The sequence below is a fragment of the Bacillus sp. AFS077874 genome (assembly GCF_002566505.1).
Taxonomy (GTDB): Bacteria; Bacillota; Bacilli; order Bacillales; family Bacillaceae_G; genus Gottfriedia.
In genome coordinates this window covers 22,715-43,310 of record NZ_NUYF01000049.1, presented here as the reverse complement: position 1 = coordinate 43,310, position 20,596 = coordinate 22,715, and the positions used below count along the sequence as shown (strand labels likewise).

The window sequence follows — 20,596 nt, the reverse complement described above, 5'->3', positions numbered from 1 at the left end:
AAGAAGTTTAGGAGAGATAAAATGAAATTAAAAATTGGGATTACATGTTATCCTTCAGTAGGCGGTTCTGGTGTGATTGCAACTGAGCTAGGAAAGTTATTAGCAGAACTAGGACATGAAATTCATTTTATTTCATCAAGTATGCCGTTTCGTTTAAATAAAGTATATCCTAATATTTATTATCATGCAGTTGAAGTAAATCAATATTCAGTTTTCCAATATCCTCCATATGATTTAGCATTGGCGAGTAAGATGGCTGAAATTGCAAACCGTGAAAAATTAGATATTTTACATGTACATTATGCGATTCCGCATGCAATATGTGCTGTTCTAGCAAAACAAATGATTCATCATGATATTAAAATTGTAACGACTTTACATGGTACAGATATAACTGTTCTTGGTTATGACTCATCTTTAACAGAGTTAATTAAGTTCGGGATTGAAAAATCAGATGTTGTAACTGCGGTCTCAAATGATTTAATACGTCAGACAGAGGAATTAGTTAACCCTGATAAAGAAATAAAAACTGTGTATAATTTTATTGATGAAAGAGTGTATTACAAAAGAAATTGCCAGGCATTAAAAGCAGAGTACGGGATTTTAGAGCATGAAAAAGTCATTATACATATTTCTAATTTCCGCCAAGTTAAACGAACAAAAGATGTAGTAGATGTATTTAACTTAGTAAGGAAAGAAATTCCATCTAAGTTACTACTAGTTGGTGATGGTCCGGAAATCTCAAGTTTATGTAAATTAGTAAGAGAGCTTGGTATTGATGATGATGTTTTATTTTTAGGTAAGCAAGAAAATGTTGAAGAGTTACTTTCAATGAGCGATATAAAATTACTTCTTTCGTCAAAAGAAAGCTTTGGATTAGTATTACTTGAGGCAATGGCTTGTGGAGTTCCATGTATCGGTACTAGAGTTGGTGGGATTCCAGAAGTAATCGAACATGGAGAAAACGGATTTATTTGTGAACTAGGAGATATTGAACAAATCGCTTATTATACACTCAACTTATTACAAGATGAAGAACTATATAAACGCATATCAAGTCGCTCGATTGAAATTGTGAAAGAAAGATTTCAATCAAATAAAATCGTTTCACAATATTTATCCATTTATAATGAGTTATTAGGAATGAAATAATATGGAAATTTTTGATAAAGCAAAGCCGATATTAGATCAATTAATAAAAAATGGCTACGAGGCCTATTTTGTCGGCGGTTGTGTTAGAGATAAATTATTAAATAGAACAATTGGAGATATTGATATTGCAACTTCAGCTTTACCTGAAGAGGTTATGTCAATATTTCCAAAAACTGTTCCAACTGGATTACAGCATGGAACGGTTTTAGTTATACAAAATAGTGAGCCATATGAGATTACAACATTCCGAACTGAATCAACATATCATGATTTTCGTAGACCATCGGAGGTTACATTCGTAAAATCAATCGAAGAAGATTTAAAACGAAGAGATTTTACAATGAATGCCATTGCTATGACGACGAAAAATGAAATAATAGATCCTTTTAATGGTACAATTGATCTTTATGATGGGCTAATTAGATGTGTTGGTGAAGCTAAGGAAAGATTTCAAGAAGATGCTCTTAGAATGCTAAGAGGTATACGGTTTGTAAGCCAATTAGATTTTCGTTTACATGATGAAACGTTTAACGCAATTAAATCAAATAAACATTTAATTGAAAATATAGCCATTGAACGCATTTCGGTTGAAATAGAAAAAATGTTAATAGGAAAGTCACCTAAAAAAGGCATCGGACTATTAATACAAACAAATTTAGTAAATCATCTTCAAAGCTTAAAAGAATATACAAATCAGTTTAATGATCTTTTAGAACTTCCTATTCAATCATTAAAAACAATTGAAGAGATTTGGGCGCTAATAATATATAAATGTAATGTTGATAACCCAGAACAGGTTTTAAGAAATTGGAAGATGTCGAATAGTCGCATGAAACAAATATTAAAGATTTATCATTTGTTAAATGAAACGAAAATTAAATGGAGCAATACAAAGTTATATCAAGTTGGATTACAGGATGCAATAAAATATGAGCGTTTACAGTGTGTCATTGATCATTTCAATGCAAATGAATTTAATGAGGATTTATTAAAAAATAGATATAATCAATTACCGATTTATTCTAAGTCAGATATATGTATTACAGGTAATGATTTATTAGAATGGTCACAATTAAAAGGTGGTCCATGGTTGAAAGAAGTATTAAGTGAAATAGAATTTCAATTAGTAGAGAACCAGCTTGAGAATAACCAACTTGCTGTTAAGGAGTGGTTTATAAATTGGCTTCAAAAGTAAAAGAAAGAATTATACAATTGTTTACGGAAAATAGTAATGAATATTTATCAGGTCAATTTTTGAGTGATAAATTAGGAATTTCACGTACTGCAATATGGAAATACATGAAAGAATTGCAAGATGAGGGAATTGAAGTTGAAGCAGTAAGGAAGGTTGGATATAAAATAACAGGCAAATCTGATCGATTAACTCCAACGGATATTCAACTTGGTTTAGAAACGAAAAAATTTGGAAGAAATGTCGTATACCAAGAAGAAACTAATTCAACCCAAACGATTGCTAATGAATTAGTGCTAAATGATGCTCCAGAAGGTACGATCGTTTTGGCTGAGCGTCAATTATTAGGTCGAGGCAGATTACAAAGAAACTGGTTAACTTCTGATGGAAAAGCAATAGCAATGAGTGTTATCCTTAGACCAGCTATTTCACCTAGAGTAGCACCTCAGCTAACATTATTAACGGCTGTAGTCATTGCTTCAGCCATCGAAAAAGTGACCGGTTTACATCCAAATATAAAATGGCCAAATGATATTTTAATCAATAATAAAAAAGTTTGTGGAATCTTAACTGAAATGCAAGGTGACGCTGATTGCATTAAAAGCGTTGTCATAGGTATTGGGATCAATGTAAATCAAGTTGAAGAAGATTACCCATTAGAACTGTCAGATATTGCTACATCATTACGTATTGAAAAAGGACAAACCTTTCTGAGGGCAAATTTAATTCAAGCTATATTAGCTGAATTTGAAAAGTTCTATGAAATATTTTTAGAAAAAGGTTTTAAACCGATAAAAATTTTATGGGAAAGCTATGCAATTTCGCTAGGGAAACAAATAAAAGCCACGACTTTAACCGAAGAAATTGTCGGTAATGCCATTGGAATTACTGATGAAGGTCAATTATTGATTGAAGACCACTTAGGTAATGTTCATACAATTTATTCAGCGGATATTTCGATAAATAAATAATGTAATACGAAATAAAACAACTCTCTTTTTATATTTGAAAGAGAGTTATTTTATTTGCTGTATAATTGCCACGTATATTTGTAAATAATACCAAGTTTTTTCTTTACTTAATTGCTATTCTTACTATAAACTGTATTGGAAGGGTCGCGACTATCGCTGATACTTCAAGGGTGGTATCTGAATAGGGTCAATCAAACTTTAGTATCCTAAGAAGAACTACACCAGGTTTTAAAAAATCAATTCTAAAAATGTGTCTGCCTTGATCCTATAAGGACTGGGACAGAGGAATGAGACGGTTTACAATTTTCCTTTGTTCTCTTTTGAGCAAAGTTTTTTTATTGTAGCCCCCATTTCCTCTTCATTTAAAAGGAGGAAAAAAGATGAAAACAACAAAAGATTTTTTAAACATGAAACAAAATAATGACCCAATTGTAATGATTACTGCTTATGATTACCCTTCAGCACTATTAGCAGAAGCAAGTGAAGTAGATATGATTTTAGTCGGTGACTCACTTGGGAATGTTGTCCTAGGATATGATTCTACAATTAAGGTGACTGTAGATGACATGATTCATCACTCAAAAGCTGTTAAACGCGGGGCAAAAAATACGTTTATAGTGACAGATATGCCATTCATGTCTTACCACTTTTCAAAAGAAGAAGCATTACGTAGTGCATGTCGCATTATGCAAGAAGGTGATGCACACGCTGTTAAGGTTGAAGGCGCAGATGAAAATGTCTTAGATGTGATTAAAGCATTAACAATCGCGGGAGTACCAGTTGTAGCTCATTTAGGATTGACTCCTCAATCTGTAGGTGTATTAGGTGGCTATAAAGTTCAAGCACGTGACTCTGAAAGTGCGATGAAATTGTTTAACGATGCAAAAAAATGTGAAGAAGCAGGTGCATTTGCAATCGTACTTGAATGTGTACCAAAGCAAATTGCAAAGGATATTACCAAGGATCTTTCCATTCCAACAATAGGAATAGGTGCTGGTGTTGATACAGATGGTCAAGTACTTGTTTACCATGATTTAATAACATATGGTGTTGGTCGTGTAGCTAAGTTTGTTAAACAGTATGCAAATGTCTCTACAACAATTGAAAATGCAATTGCTTCATATGTACAAGAAGTTAAAACTAGACAATTTCCAGATACTAAACATTCGTTTACGATGAAAGAAGAACAGTTAAAGGCATTATACGGGGGAAGTTCGCAATGAAAGTGTTTCACACGATAAATGATTTAAGAAATGAATTAAAAATTCACAGAAAAAATGAAAAATCGATTGGATTTGTTCCAACAATGGGGTTTTTACATGAAGGTCATGCTTCATTATTAGAAGAAGCTAGAAAAAATAATGATATCGTCGTTTTAAGTATTTTTGTTAATCCGACTCAATTTGGCCCGAATGAAGATTTTGATCGATATCCAAGGGATTTTGAACGAGATGAAAAAGTTGCACTAAATGCTGGTGTAGATTGCCTCTTTTATCCAACAGTTGAAGAAATGTATCCAAATGAATTAAAATCAACTATGAAAGTAACAAAACGAGTAGATGTCCTTTGTGGTGAAAAAAGACCTGGACATTTTGATGGTGTTGCATTAGTTGTAACAAAATTATTTAATATTGTTCAACCAGACCAGGCTTATTTTGGATTAAAGGATGCTCAGCAAGTCGCTGTAATTGAAGGTTTAGTTGAAGACTTTAATATTCCTGTAAAAATTAATCCAGTTCCAACTATTAGAGAAGAAGATGGATTAGCTAAAAGTTCTAGAAATGTCTATTTAACAGACAAAGAAAGACAAGAAGCACCAGTTCTTTATAAAAGTTTACAAAAAGCAGTTGAAGAGATAAATAATGGGAATTTAAATCCAGATCAACTTAAGCAAAATATTATTTCTACAATACAAAGTGAAACATCTGGAACAGTAGATTACGTAAGTATTTATTCTTATCCAGATTTAGAGCCTTTAAATAAAATAAATGGAAAAGTAATTATTGCGTTAGCAGTTAAATTTTCTAATGCTCGCTTAATCGATAATATTTTAATTTCTATTTAAGGATTGAACAACTAGGGGGAAATGACATGATTCGCACAATGATGAGAGCAAAACTTCATAGAGCTACAGTTACAGAAGCTAATTTAAATTATGTTGGAAGTATTACAATTGATCAAGATTTAATGGATGCAGTTGATGTACTTGAAAACGAAAAAGTTCAAATTGTAAATAATAATAACGGTGCACGACTTGAGACATATGTTATTCCAGGAAAACGTGGAAGTGGTGTAATTTGTCTTAACGGTGCAGCAGCTAGATTGGTTCAAGAAGGCGACAAAGTAATTATTATTGCATATGGTCAGGTAGAGGAAGAGAAACTGGATCAACATGAACCAAAGATTGCTATTTTAAATGATGCAAATGAAATTGTCGAAATGATTGGCAAAGAAATTGCAGGTACAGTTAAGTAAAAAGTCAACTTTTGAATTTCGAAGCATGAAGTTACATGATGAGGATCAAAAGTATTTGACACAACAAGAGAAACAGCGAAGAAAACGAGCGTTTGAGGGCAATTTGAAATCCCCTTCTTTAGGGGATTTTTTTGTTGGTTGCATTGTTTAATCTGTTTATGCAAAATAATATCTATATAGAGAATTTGGAGGTGGCAAAATATGAATAAATTTGTGGTCGTTGACTTAGAAACAACCGGAAATAATAATAGAGGTCAAGATCGAATTATTCAAATTGCAGCCTTTTTATTGGAAAGTGGAGAAGTTATTGAACAGTTTTCAAGTTTTATTAATCCAAACATGAATATTCCAACCTTTATTTCTGAACTAACAGGGATTTCAGATGAAATGGTTCAATATGCTCCTCAATTTGAACAAATAGTTGAAGAATTATACCCGATGTTTAATGACGCTTATTTTGTTGCACACAATGTGCATTTTGACTTAACATTTTTGCAAAAAGAATTTGAGCGGATTGGTTTACCAAAAATTTTACCGTTAGCTATTGATACAGTGGAGTTAACAAGAATTTTATATCCAACTTTAACTAGTTATAAATTATCCGATTTAGCAAAAGTATTCAATATACAACATGAAAACCCACATCAAGCTGATAGTGATGCTGAAGTTACTGCCGAATTATTAACCATTTTATTAAAAAAACTTGAGAGCTTGCCATATGCATCATTAAAAATATTAGAAAAACTTAGCACTAGCTTTAAAAGTGATATTACATACTATATTTCGGATCTACTTCAAAAGCAATCTGAATCCTTTTCAAATAAATCTGTTGATTATGAAGAATTTAGACGAATAGCGCTGAAAAAAAGAAGCTTTAGTTTACCTCAAGAAGAAGAAGATTTTGTAGAATTCGACGAGCATCTTAAACGTGAGCTTGTAGATCAGATGGCTGTAGAAATTCCAAATTTTATAAAAAGAGATGAACAATTTGCGTATATGCACGATGTGTTCGATGCATTTAGCCAGAATAATATTCTCTTAGCTGAGGCTGGAACAGGTGTTGGCAAGACATTTGGTTATTTAATTCCATCAGCATTTTTCTCAAAACAATTTGGCAAACAAGTGGTCATTAGTACAAGTACCATCGCGTTACAAAAACAATTACTTAAAAAACATATAAAAACGGTTGAAAAAATAGTTCCATTTCAGTTAAAAATAGCTTCTATACAAAGTAAAAGAAATTATCTATGTCTGCAAAAATTTGAGTATATTGTTGGCGAACAATTTGATGATAATTACGATAGTATTTTATCTAAGGCTATGATAACAGTTTGGTTAACTGAAACTGAAACTGGGGAATTAGATGAATTATCACTTCCTTCAGGTGGCTTACATTTATGGGATCGTGTTTGTTGTAACGAAGAAAGTGAAAATAAAAAAGCAAATCCTTGGTTTCATAAATGTTTTTATCAAAAGGCTAAAAATCAATTAATGTTAGCCGATATAATTATTACAAACCATGCATATTTATTGTCTACTTTAAAAAATAAAGATCACTTAATTAATTCTGTTAAAACGATTGTAATTGATGAGGCACATGCTCTTGAGGAGACTGCATCAAAAACTTTTGGAATCACTTTTTCTTGTTTAAAATATTATCAATATTTAAGTAGATTAAGTACTACTGATAGTAATGAACTTGTTCACCGATTATATAAATTTGATGAGGGAATACCAATTCGTGAAAAATGGTGGAAAAAAGTTGATCATTTAGTAAAAGAAATAAAGTATGAATCAGAAGAGTTATTTAGGTTATTACGTGATTTTATTTTAAGTAAACAAAATGAACTTGATAAAGAAAATATTAGACAGTCAATTACATTAAGTGATAAAAATACTGCTAGCCAAAATTGGAAGGTTATTCAAGAATGTGCGAATAGATTAATGCACGTGAATAACACTTTATTCACGGGTTGCGAGCAATATTTAAATTTAATTGAAGATAATAAGGTATCAGCGTTTCACCGTTCAATCGTTACGGAGTTTAAAATGATTATTGACCAATTAAGAAGCATGAAAAATGGTCTTTATGAAATATTATTCGATAAAAATGATCATTATATTTGCTGGATGGAAACTGAAGCAAAAGGTTCATTTCATACGACAATGCTTTATAGTGAGAAAGTTGAAAATGCAGATTTAATACAAAATTATTTAATTAGTGGAAGAAATTCTATTGTACTAACATCTGCTACAATGTCGATTGATTCATCCTTCTCATTTATAAGGTCATCATTAGGAATTAGTGAAAATAACAATGTTATTGAAAAAATCTACCCTGTCCCAAATGATTTTGCCCAAGGGATGAGAGTCTATATTCCTTCAGATTTAATGGGAATAAAAGAGATTACACAAGAAGAGTATGCATTACAAACTTCGAATACAATTCGCAAAATTGTTGCGGGAATAAAAGGTAGAACATTAGTTTTATTTACAGCTTTTGATTTATTAAAACAGACTTATGATCAATTAATACAAGATTTAGACTCACTGAATTCATCTGTATTAGCTCAAGGTGTTTCTCCTGGTGGAAAACAAAAGTTAATAAAACAGTTTTTACAATCTAAACAAACAATTTTATTAGGTACGAACACTTTTTGGGAAGGAATTGACCTACCTAATGAAGAATTAGATTGTTTAATCATTGTACGCTTACCGTTTACAAACCCTGAAAAGCCTATGTTTATTGCTAAATCAAATTTATTAAAAAAAGCTGGAGAAAATTCTTTCTCAAGTTTGGCTTTACCATTAGCAGTATTTAAGTTCAGACAAGGTTATGGTCGTCTTATCCGAAATGAAAAAGATCAAGGTTCATTATTTGTTTTAGATAATCGCATAATAAATACTAGTTATGGTTCAGAATTTTTAAAGTTAATCCCGAAAAACAAAATAAAAATTAATACAATGGATGAATTATTAAAAGATTTTTAGGAGTTTTTCAAAATTTAGCATAAGAATAGTAGGGGATTTAAGGTTAGACGTGTGGTATAATGACATAAATTGTAATGTATTTATAATACATTTTTAGGAGGAGCAACATGAATTCAAATATTGAAGTATTATCAACAACAAAAATTGAATATACTAGAGATTTATACAAAATTGTTGATAGTTTAAATCGTACTTTAAAAGAAAAAGATTTAATGTTTGGACTTGCACTTGATAAAGAAGATCAAGAATATGCGGTATTTACAATTTATCGAACATAAATGAGGTATATATGAAAAAATGGTTAGTCATCCTTGGATTAAGCATCATTTTTCTATCATTATTTTTAATCGCCACCTATCAATCATCAATTTCAAAGCTAAGTGATGATAAAAATCATGCCGAAGAGCTTGTTTTAAATCAAGGGTATTTAAAATCTGTGGAAACTTCTGATTATTTCCATGGAAAAGAACAAGCGATAGTTGTAAGTGGTAAAGATGATGCAAATAATGAAATGATCGCGTGGGTACAGGATGGAGAAGTTATTACACGAAAGAAAAGTGAAGGGTTGACCCAAAAACAAATCATTGACAAAGTTGTCAGTGAGAGAAACCCAAAAAAAATACATAAAGTAAAGTTAGGAATAGAGAACAAAATACCACTTTGGGAAGTAGTATATATAGACCAAGACGGCCGATATAATTTTTACTACGCTGCTTTCGAAAATGGAGAGCTTTTAAAACGTTATAGTATTTAGGGGGAAATTAACAAGATGAAACTAGCAAAAAGAGTAAGTGCACTAACACCATCTACAACACTAGCTATTACAGCAAAAGCAAAAGAGATGAAGGATCAAGGAATTGATGTAATAGGATTAGGAGCAGGTGAACCTGATTTTAATACACCAGTTGAAATTATTGAAGAAGCTTATTCAGCAATGCTTAAAGGCCAAACTAAATATACTCCTTCAAACGGTTTACCAGCTTTAAGACAAACTATTTGTGATAAGTTATTGAAAGATCAAGGATTAACTTACTCCCCAGGAGAGGTTGTTGTAACAAATGGTGCAAAACATGCACTTTACACACTTTTCCAAGCGATTTTAGATCCTGGTCACGAAGTAATTATTCCGACACCTTACTGGGTAAGCTATCCTGAGCAAGTTATATTAGCAGAAGGTGTACCAGTATTTATTGAAGGTTATGAACATCAACAATTTAAAGTAACACCTGAACAAATCGAAGCAGCGATTACAGAGAATACAAAAGCGATCATTATTAATTCACCAAGTAATCCAACTGGTATGATTTACGATGAGCAAGAATTAAAAGCAATCGGAGAAATTTGTTTAAAACATGATATATTAATCGTTTCTGACGAAATATATGAGAAATTAGTATATGATGGTGCAAAACATGTTTCAATTGCTTCGTTAAGCCCAGAGCTTAAAGAGCAAACGATTATTATCAATGGTGTATCAAAATCTCATTCAATGACAGGATGGAGAATTGGATATGCTGTTGGTAATAAGGAAATAATTAATGCCATGACAAATCTTGCTAGCCACTCTACTTCAAATCCTACTACAATGGCTCAAATCGCTACGATTAAAGCATATGAGTTAGGCGATGGTCCTGTTGAGGAAATGAGAGTAGCGTTTGAAGATCGTTTAAATAAAACTTATGAGCGCTTAATTACAATTCCAGGATTTAGCTGTGTTAAACCGAATGGTGCATTTTATTTATTCCCAAATGTGACTGAGGCAGCTAAAATGGCTGGATATCAAAATGTAGATGAATTCTCTACTGAATTACTTGAAAAAGCTAATGTAGCGGTAATCCCTGGTTCAGGATTTGGTTCACCTGATAATATCCGCCTATCATATGCAACATCTCAAGTACAGTTAGATAAAGCGTTAGATCGCATTGAGCAATTTATGAAAGCAAGTATCTTAAGTTAATTTCAAACGTTGGTAACTCATATTTTTAAATACAAAAGCTAAGCAAATGCTTAGCTTTTTTCAATACATTTTTTGTATTAATTTTAAGCACCACTAAGCAAAAGCATTTCCAATTTATTAAACAGATTATATCCTTAATTAAATAATTTATTAGTTGGTTTTTTAAATACTAAATAGATATACTAAAATAGAGGTGTGATTTACATGCCTCTATTTATTTTTATTTCACGAGTTTCTTTTACTGTATATTTTATGTAATCATGCTATACTATGCTAGAGGTGTTCGAAGTGAATAATAATAGCATTCTAAACTGGATTCAATTTGGGAATATTAGTATTCCAAATATACTTCTCAGTCATTATTCTTCTTTAAACATAAATGAAGAAGAACTAGTCATGATTCTACAGCTTTTCTCTTTTCAACAACAAGGTCATACGTTTCCAACACCTACTCAATTAGCAAAGATTATGTCAATAAATGAACAAAAATGTATGGAAGTTATTCGAGAACTTCTAAAAAAAGGTTTATTAGAAATTACGGAAGAAATTGACCATCATAATTTACGTTGTGAGGCATATTCACTATCTCCGCTATGGTTAAAATTAATTGATTTGACCCAGAATGGTCAACAATCAAATGAAAAACATACTAATCCTTCAATTATTGAACAAGAAGAGGAATCAATTTACTTAGTGTTTGAAAAAGAATTTGGTAGATTATTGTCTCCTTTTGAGATTGAAACTTTAACAATGTGGATGGACCAAGATGATCATAATGAAAAACTAATAAAAACAGCACTTAAAGAAGCAGTTATAAGTGGGAAATTAAATTTTCGTTATATAGATCGTATTCTTTTTGAGTGGAAGAAAAATGGAATAAAGCAAGTAGACCAAGCAATGAATTATAGTAAGCATTTTAGAAAAAAAGAAACAAGAGAACCACAAAACGAAACAAAGTATACAGGATCAATTCCTTTTTATAATTGGCTTGAAAAATAAAGCGAGGACATGCTCCTCGCTTTTGTTTAGTAAGGAGTGTTTTGGGATGTTAAATAAACAACAAATAAATGAGGTTCTTAATATAATTGGTGAAATGTTCCCTGATGCACATTGTGAATTAAACCATAAGAATCCGTTTGAATTAGTAGTAGCGGTTGCTTTATCCGCTCAATGTACTGATGTTTTAGTAAATAAGGTAACAAAAAATCTATTTGAAAAATATAAAGAACCTCAGGATTATTTAAATGTTACTTTAGAGGAATTACAAAATGATATTCGGTCAATCGGACTTTTTAGGAACAAAGCAAAAAATATCCAAAAATTAAGTGAAATGATTATTAATGAATTTAATGGTGAAGTTCCACGTACTAGGGAAGAACTCGTTAAATTGCCTGGAGTTGGTAGAAAGACAGCTAATGTAGTAATGTCAGTCGCATTTAATATACCAGCAATTGCTGTAGATACTCATGTTGAAAGAGTTTCAAAAAGATTAGCTATATGCCGTTGGAAAGATTCTGTATTAGAAGTAGAAGAGACACTAATGAAAAAAGTTCCAATCGAAGACTGGGGAGTAACACATCATCGACTCATATTTTTTGGTAGATACCATTGTAAAGCTCAAAGACCGAGTTGTGAGGTATGTCCTTTACTTGATCTGTGTAGAGAAGGAAAAAAACGTATGAAAGTGAAGAAAGTAAATGACAAATAGTATTTATAAGGATTTTATCGTTACGCCATTTTATAAAGACAATGTTAATGACCAAATAATCAATGAAGAAATTAAAATTAAAAATATACCGTTTTTTTATGAAAGTAATCAGATTCTAGTTAATAAGAGCACTAACATCCCGAATGAATGCGATGAAATTATTAAAGAGATGATTAATGAATGGAAAGAGGAGTCTGAACACATTTCTAACTACTTTAAACAACGGAATCGAAAACTTGCGAGTGAGCCAATGATAAGAGGCTTAGCTAATTTTATATCAATTCTTACTTGGATAAATGGCCAAATGCTGCTTAATTTAAATAATTTATTACTTGAGTTAAATAAATTAAAGATTAAGCCAATTAATTTAGATGAGCGTATTAGTTTTGTATTAAATCAACCAGATCACTATCACTCATTCATTCAACTTTCTGGCTTATATACGGAGTTGGAAAAGCTTTATTATAAGCAAAAAATAACCTCCTCAAGATGAGGAGGCTTATTTTATATTTAGAGTAGATCAGTTATTCTTAGGCTTAATGTTTAGATTAATTACATAGAAAAACCTCCTCAAAAAACGAGGAGGTTTTTAATTTATGCAATGATATTACGTTCCAACTTATTAAATCGATTATTAGAGTATGAATCTGAGTTATACGAAGTTGGATTCGTATTTGTTGGTTTTGATGGTTTATTTGGATCTGGTGTAGTAGGAGGTGTAGTTGGATTTGTATTACCATCTCCAGCTCCGCCACCATCACCTGTACCAGTACCCGTGCCGTCACCGTTCCCGGTACCCGTGCCGTCACCGTTGCCGGTACCCGTACCGTCACCATTGCCAGTACCCGTGCCGTCACCGTTGCCAGTACCCGTGCCGTCACCGTTGCCAGTACCTGTGCCGTCACCGTTGCCAGTACCTGTGCCGTCACCGTTGCCAGTACCTGTGCCGTTACCGTTACCATTGCCATTGCCGTTACCATTGCCGTTACCATTGCCGTTACCATTACCATTGCCATTATTATCAGCTGGTGGGGTAGTAGGCTCTTGGGTAGTAGATAAATCGACTGTAACAGTAACCGCCGCACTCTTAGTATCGCCATTAGTTGCCACGATTGTAATTTTTACTTTGTTTCCAGCGACGATACCATTAATTTTTGCTGATGTTCCATTTACTTTTTGAGTTTGACCTTTAACACCGTTAATATCATAGTTTACTTCAAAAGTAGTAGAAGCAAGTAACTCAGAAGGATACTGCCAATTTAATGAAACACTGCTCGTTTTTTCATCATATTTCGCTGTAACACTTTTAGCTGGATCTAATGTATCAGGTGTTGGTAGATCATCCATTTTTTCACCTTTAATATATAATTCGTCTTGTACTTTTACAACTGAATTTGGTTTATGGAACTCAGATGAACGATCAGCTGTTGCTGCTAACATATCTCTAGCAATATATTTAGCTAAATTTGTTGATGTTTTACTTAAATAATGACCTTCTTTATTTTTCTCATATCCAGTCCATACCGAAATAGTTACATCTGGAGTATAACCAACAAACCAACTATCTCGAGTTGCGTTTGAAGGGAAGCCATATTTGTCTTTAACTTCTTGTGGGTAGTTTGTAGTACCAGTTTTACCTGCCATATCCAGACCAGGTACATTAGCTCTACCACCCGTACCACCTGGAGCCTTAACAACATCACGTAGCATATCTGTAATCATATATGCAGTGTAATCGCTCATTGCTTGTTTTGGTTCAGGAGCTAATACTTTTTCAGTTTTATCTTGATAGATAATTTTTGTAACAGCATGTGGTTTTATATATACACCGCCATTACCAAAGGCTGCATATGCACCTGCCATATCCATTGCAGATACACCTGTAAATCCACCGATTGCATGAGACTCATAAAAACTGTCCTTTTGGAAGTTAAATCCAAGTCCGTTTCCAAATTCACGTGATTTATCTAATCCAACTTGCTGCATAGTTTTTAATGCAGGAATATTTCTTGAACCGATTAACGCCTTACGAATCGATAATTTACCTTTATAGGATTTATCAGCGTTTCGAATAGGTGTCCCATCAGAATATTGATATGGCTCATCAACAAGTTGATGATTAGTAGACCATTTTAAATATTGGATCGCAGGACCGTAGTCTAGGATTGGTTTAATAGTTGATCCAGGTTGTCTTTTAATATCTGTTGCAAAATTTAAACCACCACTTGTTGTGTTTCTTCCAGCACCTACAGCTTTAATTTCACCTGTTTTAGTGTCAGTTAATACAAAACCAGTTTGGAAATCATCACTTGGATAAAAGTCAGATCCACGATTAATAATTTCATCTGCTTTTGCTTGTGCTTTTGGATCTATAGTTGTTTCAATTGTTAATCCATCTGTATTTATATCCGCATCACCGTATTTTTTTACCTCATCCATAACAACATCAATGAATGCTTGATACTTTGTTTGACCACTTTCATGAACTTTTACTAATGATTTCTCTGGAATTGCTTTTGCACTAGCATATTGTTCATTCGTTATATATCCATATTTTTTCATCTGGCTTAATACAACATTTCTTCTAGCTTCTGATTCAGCTGGATGTTTTGCTGGATTATAGTTGTTTGGACTTTGTACCATACCAGCAAGTGTAGCTGCTTCAGGTAATGTAATTTTCGATAAATCTTTACTAAAATATGTTTCACTTGCTTTTGCTACACCATAAACTCCTCGGCCTTTTAAACCATTTGAGAAGTAAACTTTATTTAAATACATTTCTAAAATTTGTTGTTTAGAATATTTTTGTTCCAGCTGGAATGATAAATACCATTCTTGTACTTTACGTTTAATTGTTTTTTGTGGAGACAAGAATGAGTTTTTGACAACTTGTTGAGTAATCGTACTACCACCTTGTGATCCAAATCCACCAGTAATATTAGCTAAAACTGCGCCAAGCACACGGCGGATATCAACACCCTTATGCTTATAAAAACGTACGTCCTCAGTAGCAATAAATGCATTTTCTACTAATTTAGGAATCTCGTTATATGAAACTTTCGTTCTTTGTTCAGTTCCTAGCTCAGCAATAACATTGCCATTTTTATCTAGAATCGTAGACGATAAAGGTACTTTAAGCTTTGATTCATCAAGTTTAGGTGCATCACTTACTAAATAATAGAAAGTTCCAACACCCCCAAGAATACAAAGTACCGCTAAAGTTAATATTGATAAAGTAATCTTTTTCCATAAACCTTCACGTTTTTTTGGTTTGACATTTGAAGGCTTTTCCATTTCCATTTGTTTTCGTTCTTGTCGTGAACTATACTCTTTTGCCATTTTTTTGTTTCTCCTGCCTTTCAAATGAACTTAATGAAATTATGAAAATATTAAATTACAAAAAGTTCATCGATACATTTTAAGTAAGGAACTATGATTGGATAACTTGGTTTAAGTAACGCTCCATACTCTTTGCATTCTTCTCTAGAAATTGATTTTCTTCCACCATCTGTTTGCCTTTTCCAAAAGGTAAGAATATCAGTGGCTTTCATAAAATAAATTTCATTATATAATGAAAATTTTAATATGACAAACGAAATTCCACCGTGATTCAGTACATTTTCCATATGCTCTATTTGGTGTAAATGGAAATTTTGTAAAGGAAAACTAGTCTTATTATTGGTTTCCTTAGCTTCAAAATCAATATACTTCCCTTTATAGATGCCATTATAGTCAGTAGTTGATGGTTGCTTAAAATAGGCTTCCCTAATCACTGCAGCACTTCTTTTTGGATAGTCTACTTTTACGATTTGTACAGGTGTTGGTTTTTTATGTATGTTTGCGATGTTATTTGATAAATAATACGTATTAGTAGCATTTAAATCATCTTCAAGGGACATTCCGCGATTACTATAAGTATTATTTGATTTTACTTGTATTTCGTTATTTTTTTGACTTTTTTGAACTACATTATTTCTTCGATTTGGGTAACTTATCGTCATAAAACCAACTCCACCTTAATTTACATACAACTTGTATTATAGCACTAAAACAGATGTTCGTGTAAAAAAATACCAGATTGCTTGGGGTGAGTCAATGAATGCAAACCATGAAAGCTGGAAAGGTTTCATAAAAGAAAGAAGAGAAGAGCACCACAATTTATCAAAGGAAGAAGCAAAACTTATTGATTTAATAAAGAAAGAAACAGTTAAATATAATGCTGATAATATTTCCAGAACGATTGCATACCAAGAATATTTTTTAAGACAAAGTGAAATCGAGTGGTCTTTTCTTGCAAGTATGGTGTCGCGTAATGCAGGCTATAACATGACAGATTTAGAAAACCAAATATTCGTTAAAGGACTAAGTGTAAAACAAAGAAAACAGCTTTTTATGACATATGAACGGGCAAATTGGATTATTTTTTTAGATGCATTCCCACAGTTACTTCTTTTTGAATATTCAAAAGTGAATAATAAGCCATTATTTTATTTATTGAAATATTTTTCAGTATCTAGTTTTATGGAAATTGAATGGGAGAAATATTGGACGGATCGTGATAAGAAAAGACTAGTTTATTCATTAATTATTAATGAACAAAATATGATTGAAAGACCAGTCATTCAAAATAAATTTTTTAAAAGTGAAGTTTTTAATTCTTTAGCATTTAAACTTCAGGAACAATTAAAACTTAGTTATGTTATATTTCCAACAAGAAATGGTGAACTATATGGACTTGGTGTTTACCAATTTGAGGATTTAACGAAAAGAATTCAAATTGGTAAACAATTATATTCCATTTTATTTCATGAGGATTTACACAATGAATTTATCGATTTTGCCATGCAAACTATTCACACAGGCAGTAGAACTGATTATGAAGGGTTAGTCGGAATTACAAGTTCAAATAATCCGAAATTAAGAGATGTTTATCCAATAATTCCTCATACACGAACTGCTCTAGATGATTGGTATACAAATAGTAAAATTTTAAATGAATGGTATGAATATGAGGAAGTTATTAATGGAGATAGTTTTAAGCAATCTTTTTTAATAAAACAAGAGCTGCTTGGTTCATTGTTAAAATTGAAATCGATCTTTCAATAAAAATGGGTTATAAATTTTCGCTGAAAAAAGCTAGCACACAAATGCTAGCTTTTTTCTTTTAAATCGATTTTTCAATCGAAACAATCGAGTGGTTCCTACTATTTATGTAGCAGGGAAATTAGGACCATCTAATTTTGGATTACCAGTTTGTTGACTTTTACTTTTTTCTTGTTTTTTCTTTTTTTCATTTTTGTTTTTTGCCATTTTGAAACACCTCCATGTAATATACCTTTCCCAATTCTGTTCCACGTTACAAGTTTTTTTGTCGAAATTATAGATGAAAATACCTTTATTCACTTTGTTTAGCGAAATAGTTCTAGTTTTGTCACTAGGGAAGGAGGTAGATGAACTGTTGTTGAATTTATTCTGTATAGAAAATTAGGAAGAGGAGTTGAACTGTATGGAGTTAATTCAAAGAGATGAATTTTTTCGAGCAATTGATGAATTTTTAAATGAGGTAGAATTTATTGAGCACTCCTTAGCTTTAAGAATTGATCAAAAATGTGATGAAGAAAAGAATTTACTTTTAAATAAGATCCAGTCAACAACAGTGCATCTTCATCATTTTGAAAAGAAAGTAAGTCAAGCAAAAGAGGGTGGTAGTTGGATCTCAACACCATTTTTAGGAAGACAATTAGCATTTAATATTTAATAAATATATATAATTAAAACATATTTGATTTGAATGAAGGGATAAGAGAATAATGGAATTAAATAAAGCGATACACTTTTACAATTTAGTAAATGTGTATCGCTTTATTTCTTATAATATTATATTCCCGATTTCTAAATTGGCTTACAAGCGCCAAATAGTTCAAGTTCTTTAACTAATTCTCTGTAATGTTGAATAGTAACCTCACCATTTAGGTAATTTTGTTGTAAAAAGTCCATTAATTGATTAAAGTCAGTTGGTTCGAAACTTTTTGATGAAATAAACTTGCTCTTTAATTCTTGTAAAGTCATTATTACCCCTCCAACATTAAAATTTAATTAACAACTTGTATAACTAAATAAAATGTACCATAAATATTTAAAATTTAAATTTTTTTAAAAATTTAAACTTCCGACATATTATGACAAATAGCGCATAAAATAATAGAAGTAACAGAATAGGCATTTGTAACATATTTATAAATGAGAAAACTTATAATGGATGTGAGAATATGAGATCTCAAATGTTTCCTCCAAATCATTCAGATAACAGCTTTGAATGGTTTAGAAAGCAAAATCAAGTGATTGATGAGAATTTTAATTTTCCAGAAATGAATCAAATATCAAATGAAAATCAGCGTTATTATGGAAATACAATTCAACCTTTTTCCCAAAACCATACTATGAATACACTACAATCGCCAGTTCAATCGCAACAGACTCAACATGCACAATCCACTCAACTAACACAACCAGTTCAACCAGTTCAACCAACACAATCAATCCAACAATCTCAGATGATTGAGCCATCTCCTTATGGGGGACCATCAACACAAACAGGTAGTTATGATCAAAGTCAAATGCAGTATGCAGCACCACAACACTTTTCAATGCAGAATCCTACTGTTTCATATAACCAAGGGTATCAATACGATCCTAATTATTACGGAATGATGCAAAACCAATATCCATATATGCCAATGTATTCTTCACAATTCGGTAATCAAACGAACTATTTAAGCAGCCCTCAAAATCACCAGTATTCAATGCAACCTCAACATGCTCAAATGTTACAACAAGGCCCATTTACAACTCCACCAATGTTTGCGCCTAGTACACCTTATCCAACACAACCAAAAAAATTAAACCAGCAAAATAATAATGGTCAATCATTTCAGTTTTCATCAATATTAAATCAATTTAAAAATGGTTCAGGTTCATACGATGTCCCAAAAATGATGTCTACTGCGGGTCAAATGATGAATACGATGAATCAAGTAGGTGGACTATTTAAACAAATAGGGGTTTTATTCAAATAAAAAAAGCNNGCTTTTTTTATTTGAATAAAGAATTTACCTTCTATACGATTAATCATTTCTAGATAAAGAATGTACAAGCTTGTAGCGGTCGGCTCTGTATACAGTCAATTCGTACTCTAAAACTTTGCCACTTCTTAAATATGTTGTACGATAAATGGCCAATACGGGACAATTTGGCGGAATTTCTAATAATTGTGCTTCTTCTTCAGAAGGCATTCTAGCTTGAATCGATTGATCAGCATATTGAATAGGATCTGGAATATTGGCATTTACATAATCAAAGAATGATTTTTCTAAAACACTTTGATTTAAGTTTGGAGCAATATCGCATGACACGTGGATACTTTCAATCGACATAGGAATTGAGTCTGCTAAACGGACACGTTTTATAAAATAAATAGGATCTTTTTCTTTTATCTTTAGTATATTGGATAATGCTTTATCAGAATTTAAAATATCAAATTGAACTAACCTACTACTTGGTTTTAAACCTCTCTCAATCATTTCTTCTGTGTAACTATTTAATCTACTAATTTTTTTTTCAACTTTTTGACGACTAACAAATGTACCTTTACCTTTTTGTCTGTAAACAATTCCTTCTTGAACTAAATTATTTAATGCTTGTCGAACGGTCATACGAGATATTTGGAATTTCTCTGAAAACTCTCTTTCTGATGGAATCAATTCATCAGCAGGGTATTCACCTGAAGCGATTTTACATTTTATGTATTCTAATAATTGATGATAAATTGGTATTGGGGAATTTTTGTTAATCATTTTTTACTCCTTGAATTGCATTAATTATCTATATTTAAAACGATTTCATAACTCATTTTAAAGGAATAAAATGCTTTCGGCAATCATTGTGTATACTCTCAAAAATCAGAATATTTAAACTTTTAATCATTATTAATTTTATTGTTGTGAAATATGTTCAAACCTAATAAAATAAAAAAGTTGACATAAAAGTATATTTAGGATATTGGAGAGGATAATTTTGAACAAAATACTTTTTTTATTTTTTTTCACAATTACATTAACATTAATTATTTTTACGAGTTTTAAACAAGCTTT

At 31.7% G+C, this 20,596-nt stretch carries 20 protein-coding genes; 16 read left to right on the top strand and 4 right to left on the bottom strand.

Annotated elements, in window-relative coordinates; translation table 11 throughout:
- Positions 1–21 precede the first annotated feature (21 nt).
- The 13 genes from bshA (at position 22) to COJ46_RS20935 (ending at position 12,939) form a co-directional block, all read left to right on the top strand.
- Positions 22–1,152 (top strand): N-acetyl-alpha-D-glucosaminyl L-malate synthase BshA, encoded by a 1,131-nt coding sequence (gene bshA, locus COJ46_RS20995; protein ID WP_097978876.1) that lies wholly within the window; start codon positions 22–24, stop codon positions 1,150–1,152.
- A 1-nt stretch (position 1,153) separates the two neighbouring features.
- Positions 1,154–2,347: a CCA tRNA nucleotidyltransferase gene (locus tag COJ46_RS20990; RefSeq protein ID WP_098566259.1), complete on the top strand. Its 1,194-nt coding sequence runs from the start codon at positions 1,154–1,156 to the stop codon at positions 2,345–2,347.
- Positions 2,332–3,315, top strand: a complete 984-nt coding sequence (locus COJ46_RS20985; RefSeq protein WP_097978874.1) for a biotin--[acetyl-CoA-carboxylase] ligase — start codon at positions 2,332–2,334, stop codon at positions 3,313–3,315. The genes COJ46_RS20990 and COJ46_RS20985 overlap by 16 nt, the downstream gene beginning before the upstream one ends.
- A gap of 380 nt (positions 3,316–3,695) precedes the next feature.
- Positions 3,696–4,538 (top strand): 3-methyl-2-oxobutanoate hydroxymethyltransferase, encoded by an 843-nt coding sequence (panB, locus tag COJ46_RS20980; RefSeq protein WP_097978873.1) that lies wholly within the window; start codon positions 3,696–3,698, stop codon positions 4,536–4,538.
- A complete protein-coding gene (gene panC, locus COJ46_RS20975) occupies positions 4,535–5,380 on the top strand; it encodes a pantoate--beta-alanine ligase (protein ID WP_097978872.1) in 846 nt (281 codons plus the stop codon). The genes panB and panC overlap by 4 nt, the downstream gene beginning before the upstream one ends.
- A gap of 26 nt (positions 5,381–5,406) precedes the next feature.
- Positions 5,407–5,790, top strand: a complete 384-nt coding sequence (gene panD / locus COJ46_RS20970; RefSeq protein WP_025671415.1) for an aspartate 1-decarboxylase — start codon at positions 5,407–5,409, stop codon at positions 5,788–5,790.
- Positions 5,791–5,991: 201 nt separating this feature from the next.
- On the top strand, positions 5,992–8,781 hold the full coding sequence (gene dinG / locus COJ46_RS20965; RefSeq protein ID WP_098566258.1) for an ATP-dependent DNA helicase DinG: 2,790 nt from the start codon (positions 5,992–5,994) through the stop codon (positions 8,779–8,781).
- A gap of 107 nt (positions 8,782–8,888) precedes the next feature.
- On the top strand, positions 8,889–9,059 hold the full coding sequence (locus COJ46_RS20960; RefSeq protein WP_082459338.1) for a YpmA family protein: 171 nt from the start codon (positions 8,889–8,891) through the stop codon (positions 9,057–9,059).
- Positions 9,060–9,070: 11 nt separating this feature from the next.
- Positions 9,071–9,535 carry a cell wall elongation regulator TseB-like domain-containing protein gene (locus COJ46_RS20955; RefSeq protein ID WP_097978870.1) on the top strand — a complete coding sequence of 155 codons (465 nt, stop codon included), beginning with the start codon at positions 9,071–9,073 and terminating at the stop codon, positions 9,533–9,535.
- Positions 9,536–9,550: 15 nt separating this feature from the next.
- Complete coding sequence (locus COJ46_RS20950) at positions 9,551–10,738, top strand: pyridoxal phosphate-dependent aminotransferase (RefSeq protein WP_097978869.1); 1,188 nt, start codon at positions 9,551–9,553, stop codon at positions 10,736–10,738.
- Between the two features lie 288 nt (positions 10,739–11,026).
- Positions 11,027–11,737: a DnaD domain-containing protein gene (locus COJ46_RS20945; protein WP_286133675.1), complete on the top strand. Its 711-nt coding sequence runs from the start codon at positions 11,027–11,029 to the stop codon at positions 11,735–11,737.
- 46 nt (positions 11,738–11,783) lie between these two features.
- Positions 11,784–12,446 carry an endonuclease III gene (gene nth, locus COJ46_RS20940; RefSeq protein ID WP_097978867.1) on the top strand — a complete coding sequence of 221 codons (663 nt, stop codon included), beginning with the start codon at positions 11,784–11,786 and terminating at the stop codon, positions 12,444–12,446.
- Positions 12,436–12,939, top strand: coding sequence for a YpoC family protein (locus tag COJ46_RS20935; protein ID WP_097978866.1), 504 nt, complete (start codon positions 12,436–12,438; stop codon positions 12,937–12,939). Before nth ends, COJ46_RS20935 begins: the two co-directional genes overlap by 11 nt.
- A 101-nt stretch (positions 12,940–13,040) precedes the next feature.
- On the opposite strand, the gene COJ46_RS20930 is transcribed toward COJ46_RS20935, so the two are convergent.
- Both COJ46_RS20930 and recU read right to left on the bottom strand, forming a co-directional pair.
- A complete protein-coding gene (locus COJ46_RS20930) occupies positions 13,041–15,785 on the bottom strand; it encodes a transglycosylase domain-containing protein (RefSeq protein ID WP_098566257.1) in 2,745 nt (914 codons plus the stop codon).
- A gap of 50 nt (positions 15,786–15,835) precedes the next feature.
- Positions 15,836–16,447 (bottom strand): Holliday junction resolvase RecU, encoded by a 612-nt coding sequence (recU, locus tag COJ46_RS20925; RefSeq protein WP_097978864.1) that lies wholly within the window; start codon positions 16,445–16,447, stop codon positions 15,836–15,838.
- Positions 16,448–16,541: 94 nt separating this feature from the next.
- Between recU and COJ46_RS20920 the strand changes: the two genes are divergently transcribed.
- Together COJ46_RS20920 and COJ46_RS20915 are read left to right on the top strand one after the other, a co-directional pair.
- Positions 16,542–17,552, top strand: coding sequence for a DUF2515 family protein (locus COJ46_RS20920; protein WP_097978863.1), 1,011 nt, complete (start codon positions 16,542–16,544; stop codon positions 17,550–17,552).
- Between the two features lie 400 nt (positions 17,553–17,952).
- Positions 17,953–18,204 (top strand): hypothetical protein, encoded by a 252-nt coding sequence (locus COJ46_RS20915; protein ID WP_097978862.1) that lies wholly within the window; start codon positions 17,953–17,955, stop codon positions 18,202–18,204.
- Positions 18,205–18,338: 134 nt separating this feature from the next.
- Here COJ46_RS20915 and yppF read toward each other — a convergent pair whose 3' ends face one another.
- Complete coding sequence (gene yppF, locus COJ46_RS20910) at positions 18,339–18,515, bottom strand: YppF family protein (RefSeq protein ID WP_084006691.1); 177 nt, start codon at positions 18,513–18,515, stop codon at positions 18,339–18,341.
- A 200-nt stretch (positions 18,516–18,715) separates the two neighbouring features.
- Here yppF and COJ46_RS25115 point away from each other — a divergent pair, with 200 nt between their 5' ends.
- Entirely contained in the window at positions 18,716–19,522 is an 807-nt protein-coding gene (locus COJ46_RS25115) for a YppG family protein (RefSeq protein WP_286133674.1), read from the top strand.
- Between the two features lie 48 nt (positions 19,523–19,570).
- Here COJ46_RS25115 and COJ46_RS20900 read toward each other — a convergent pair whose 3' ends face one another.
- Positions 19,571–20,299 (bottom strand): GntR family transcriptional regulator, encoded by a 729-nt coding sequence (locus tag COJ46_RS20900; RefSeq protein WP_097978861.1) that lies wholly within the window; start codon positions 20,297–20,299, stop codon positions 19,571–19,573.
- Positions 20,300–20,596 lie beyond the last annotated feature (297 nt).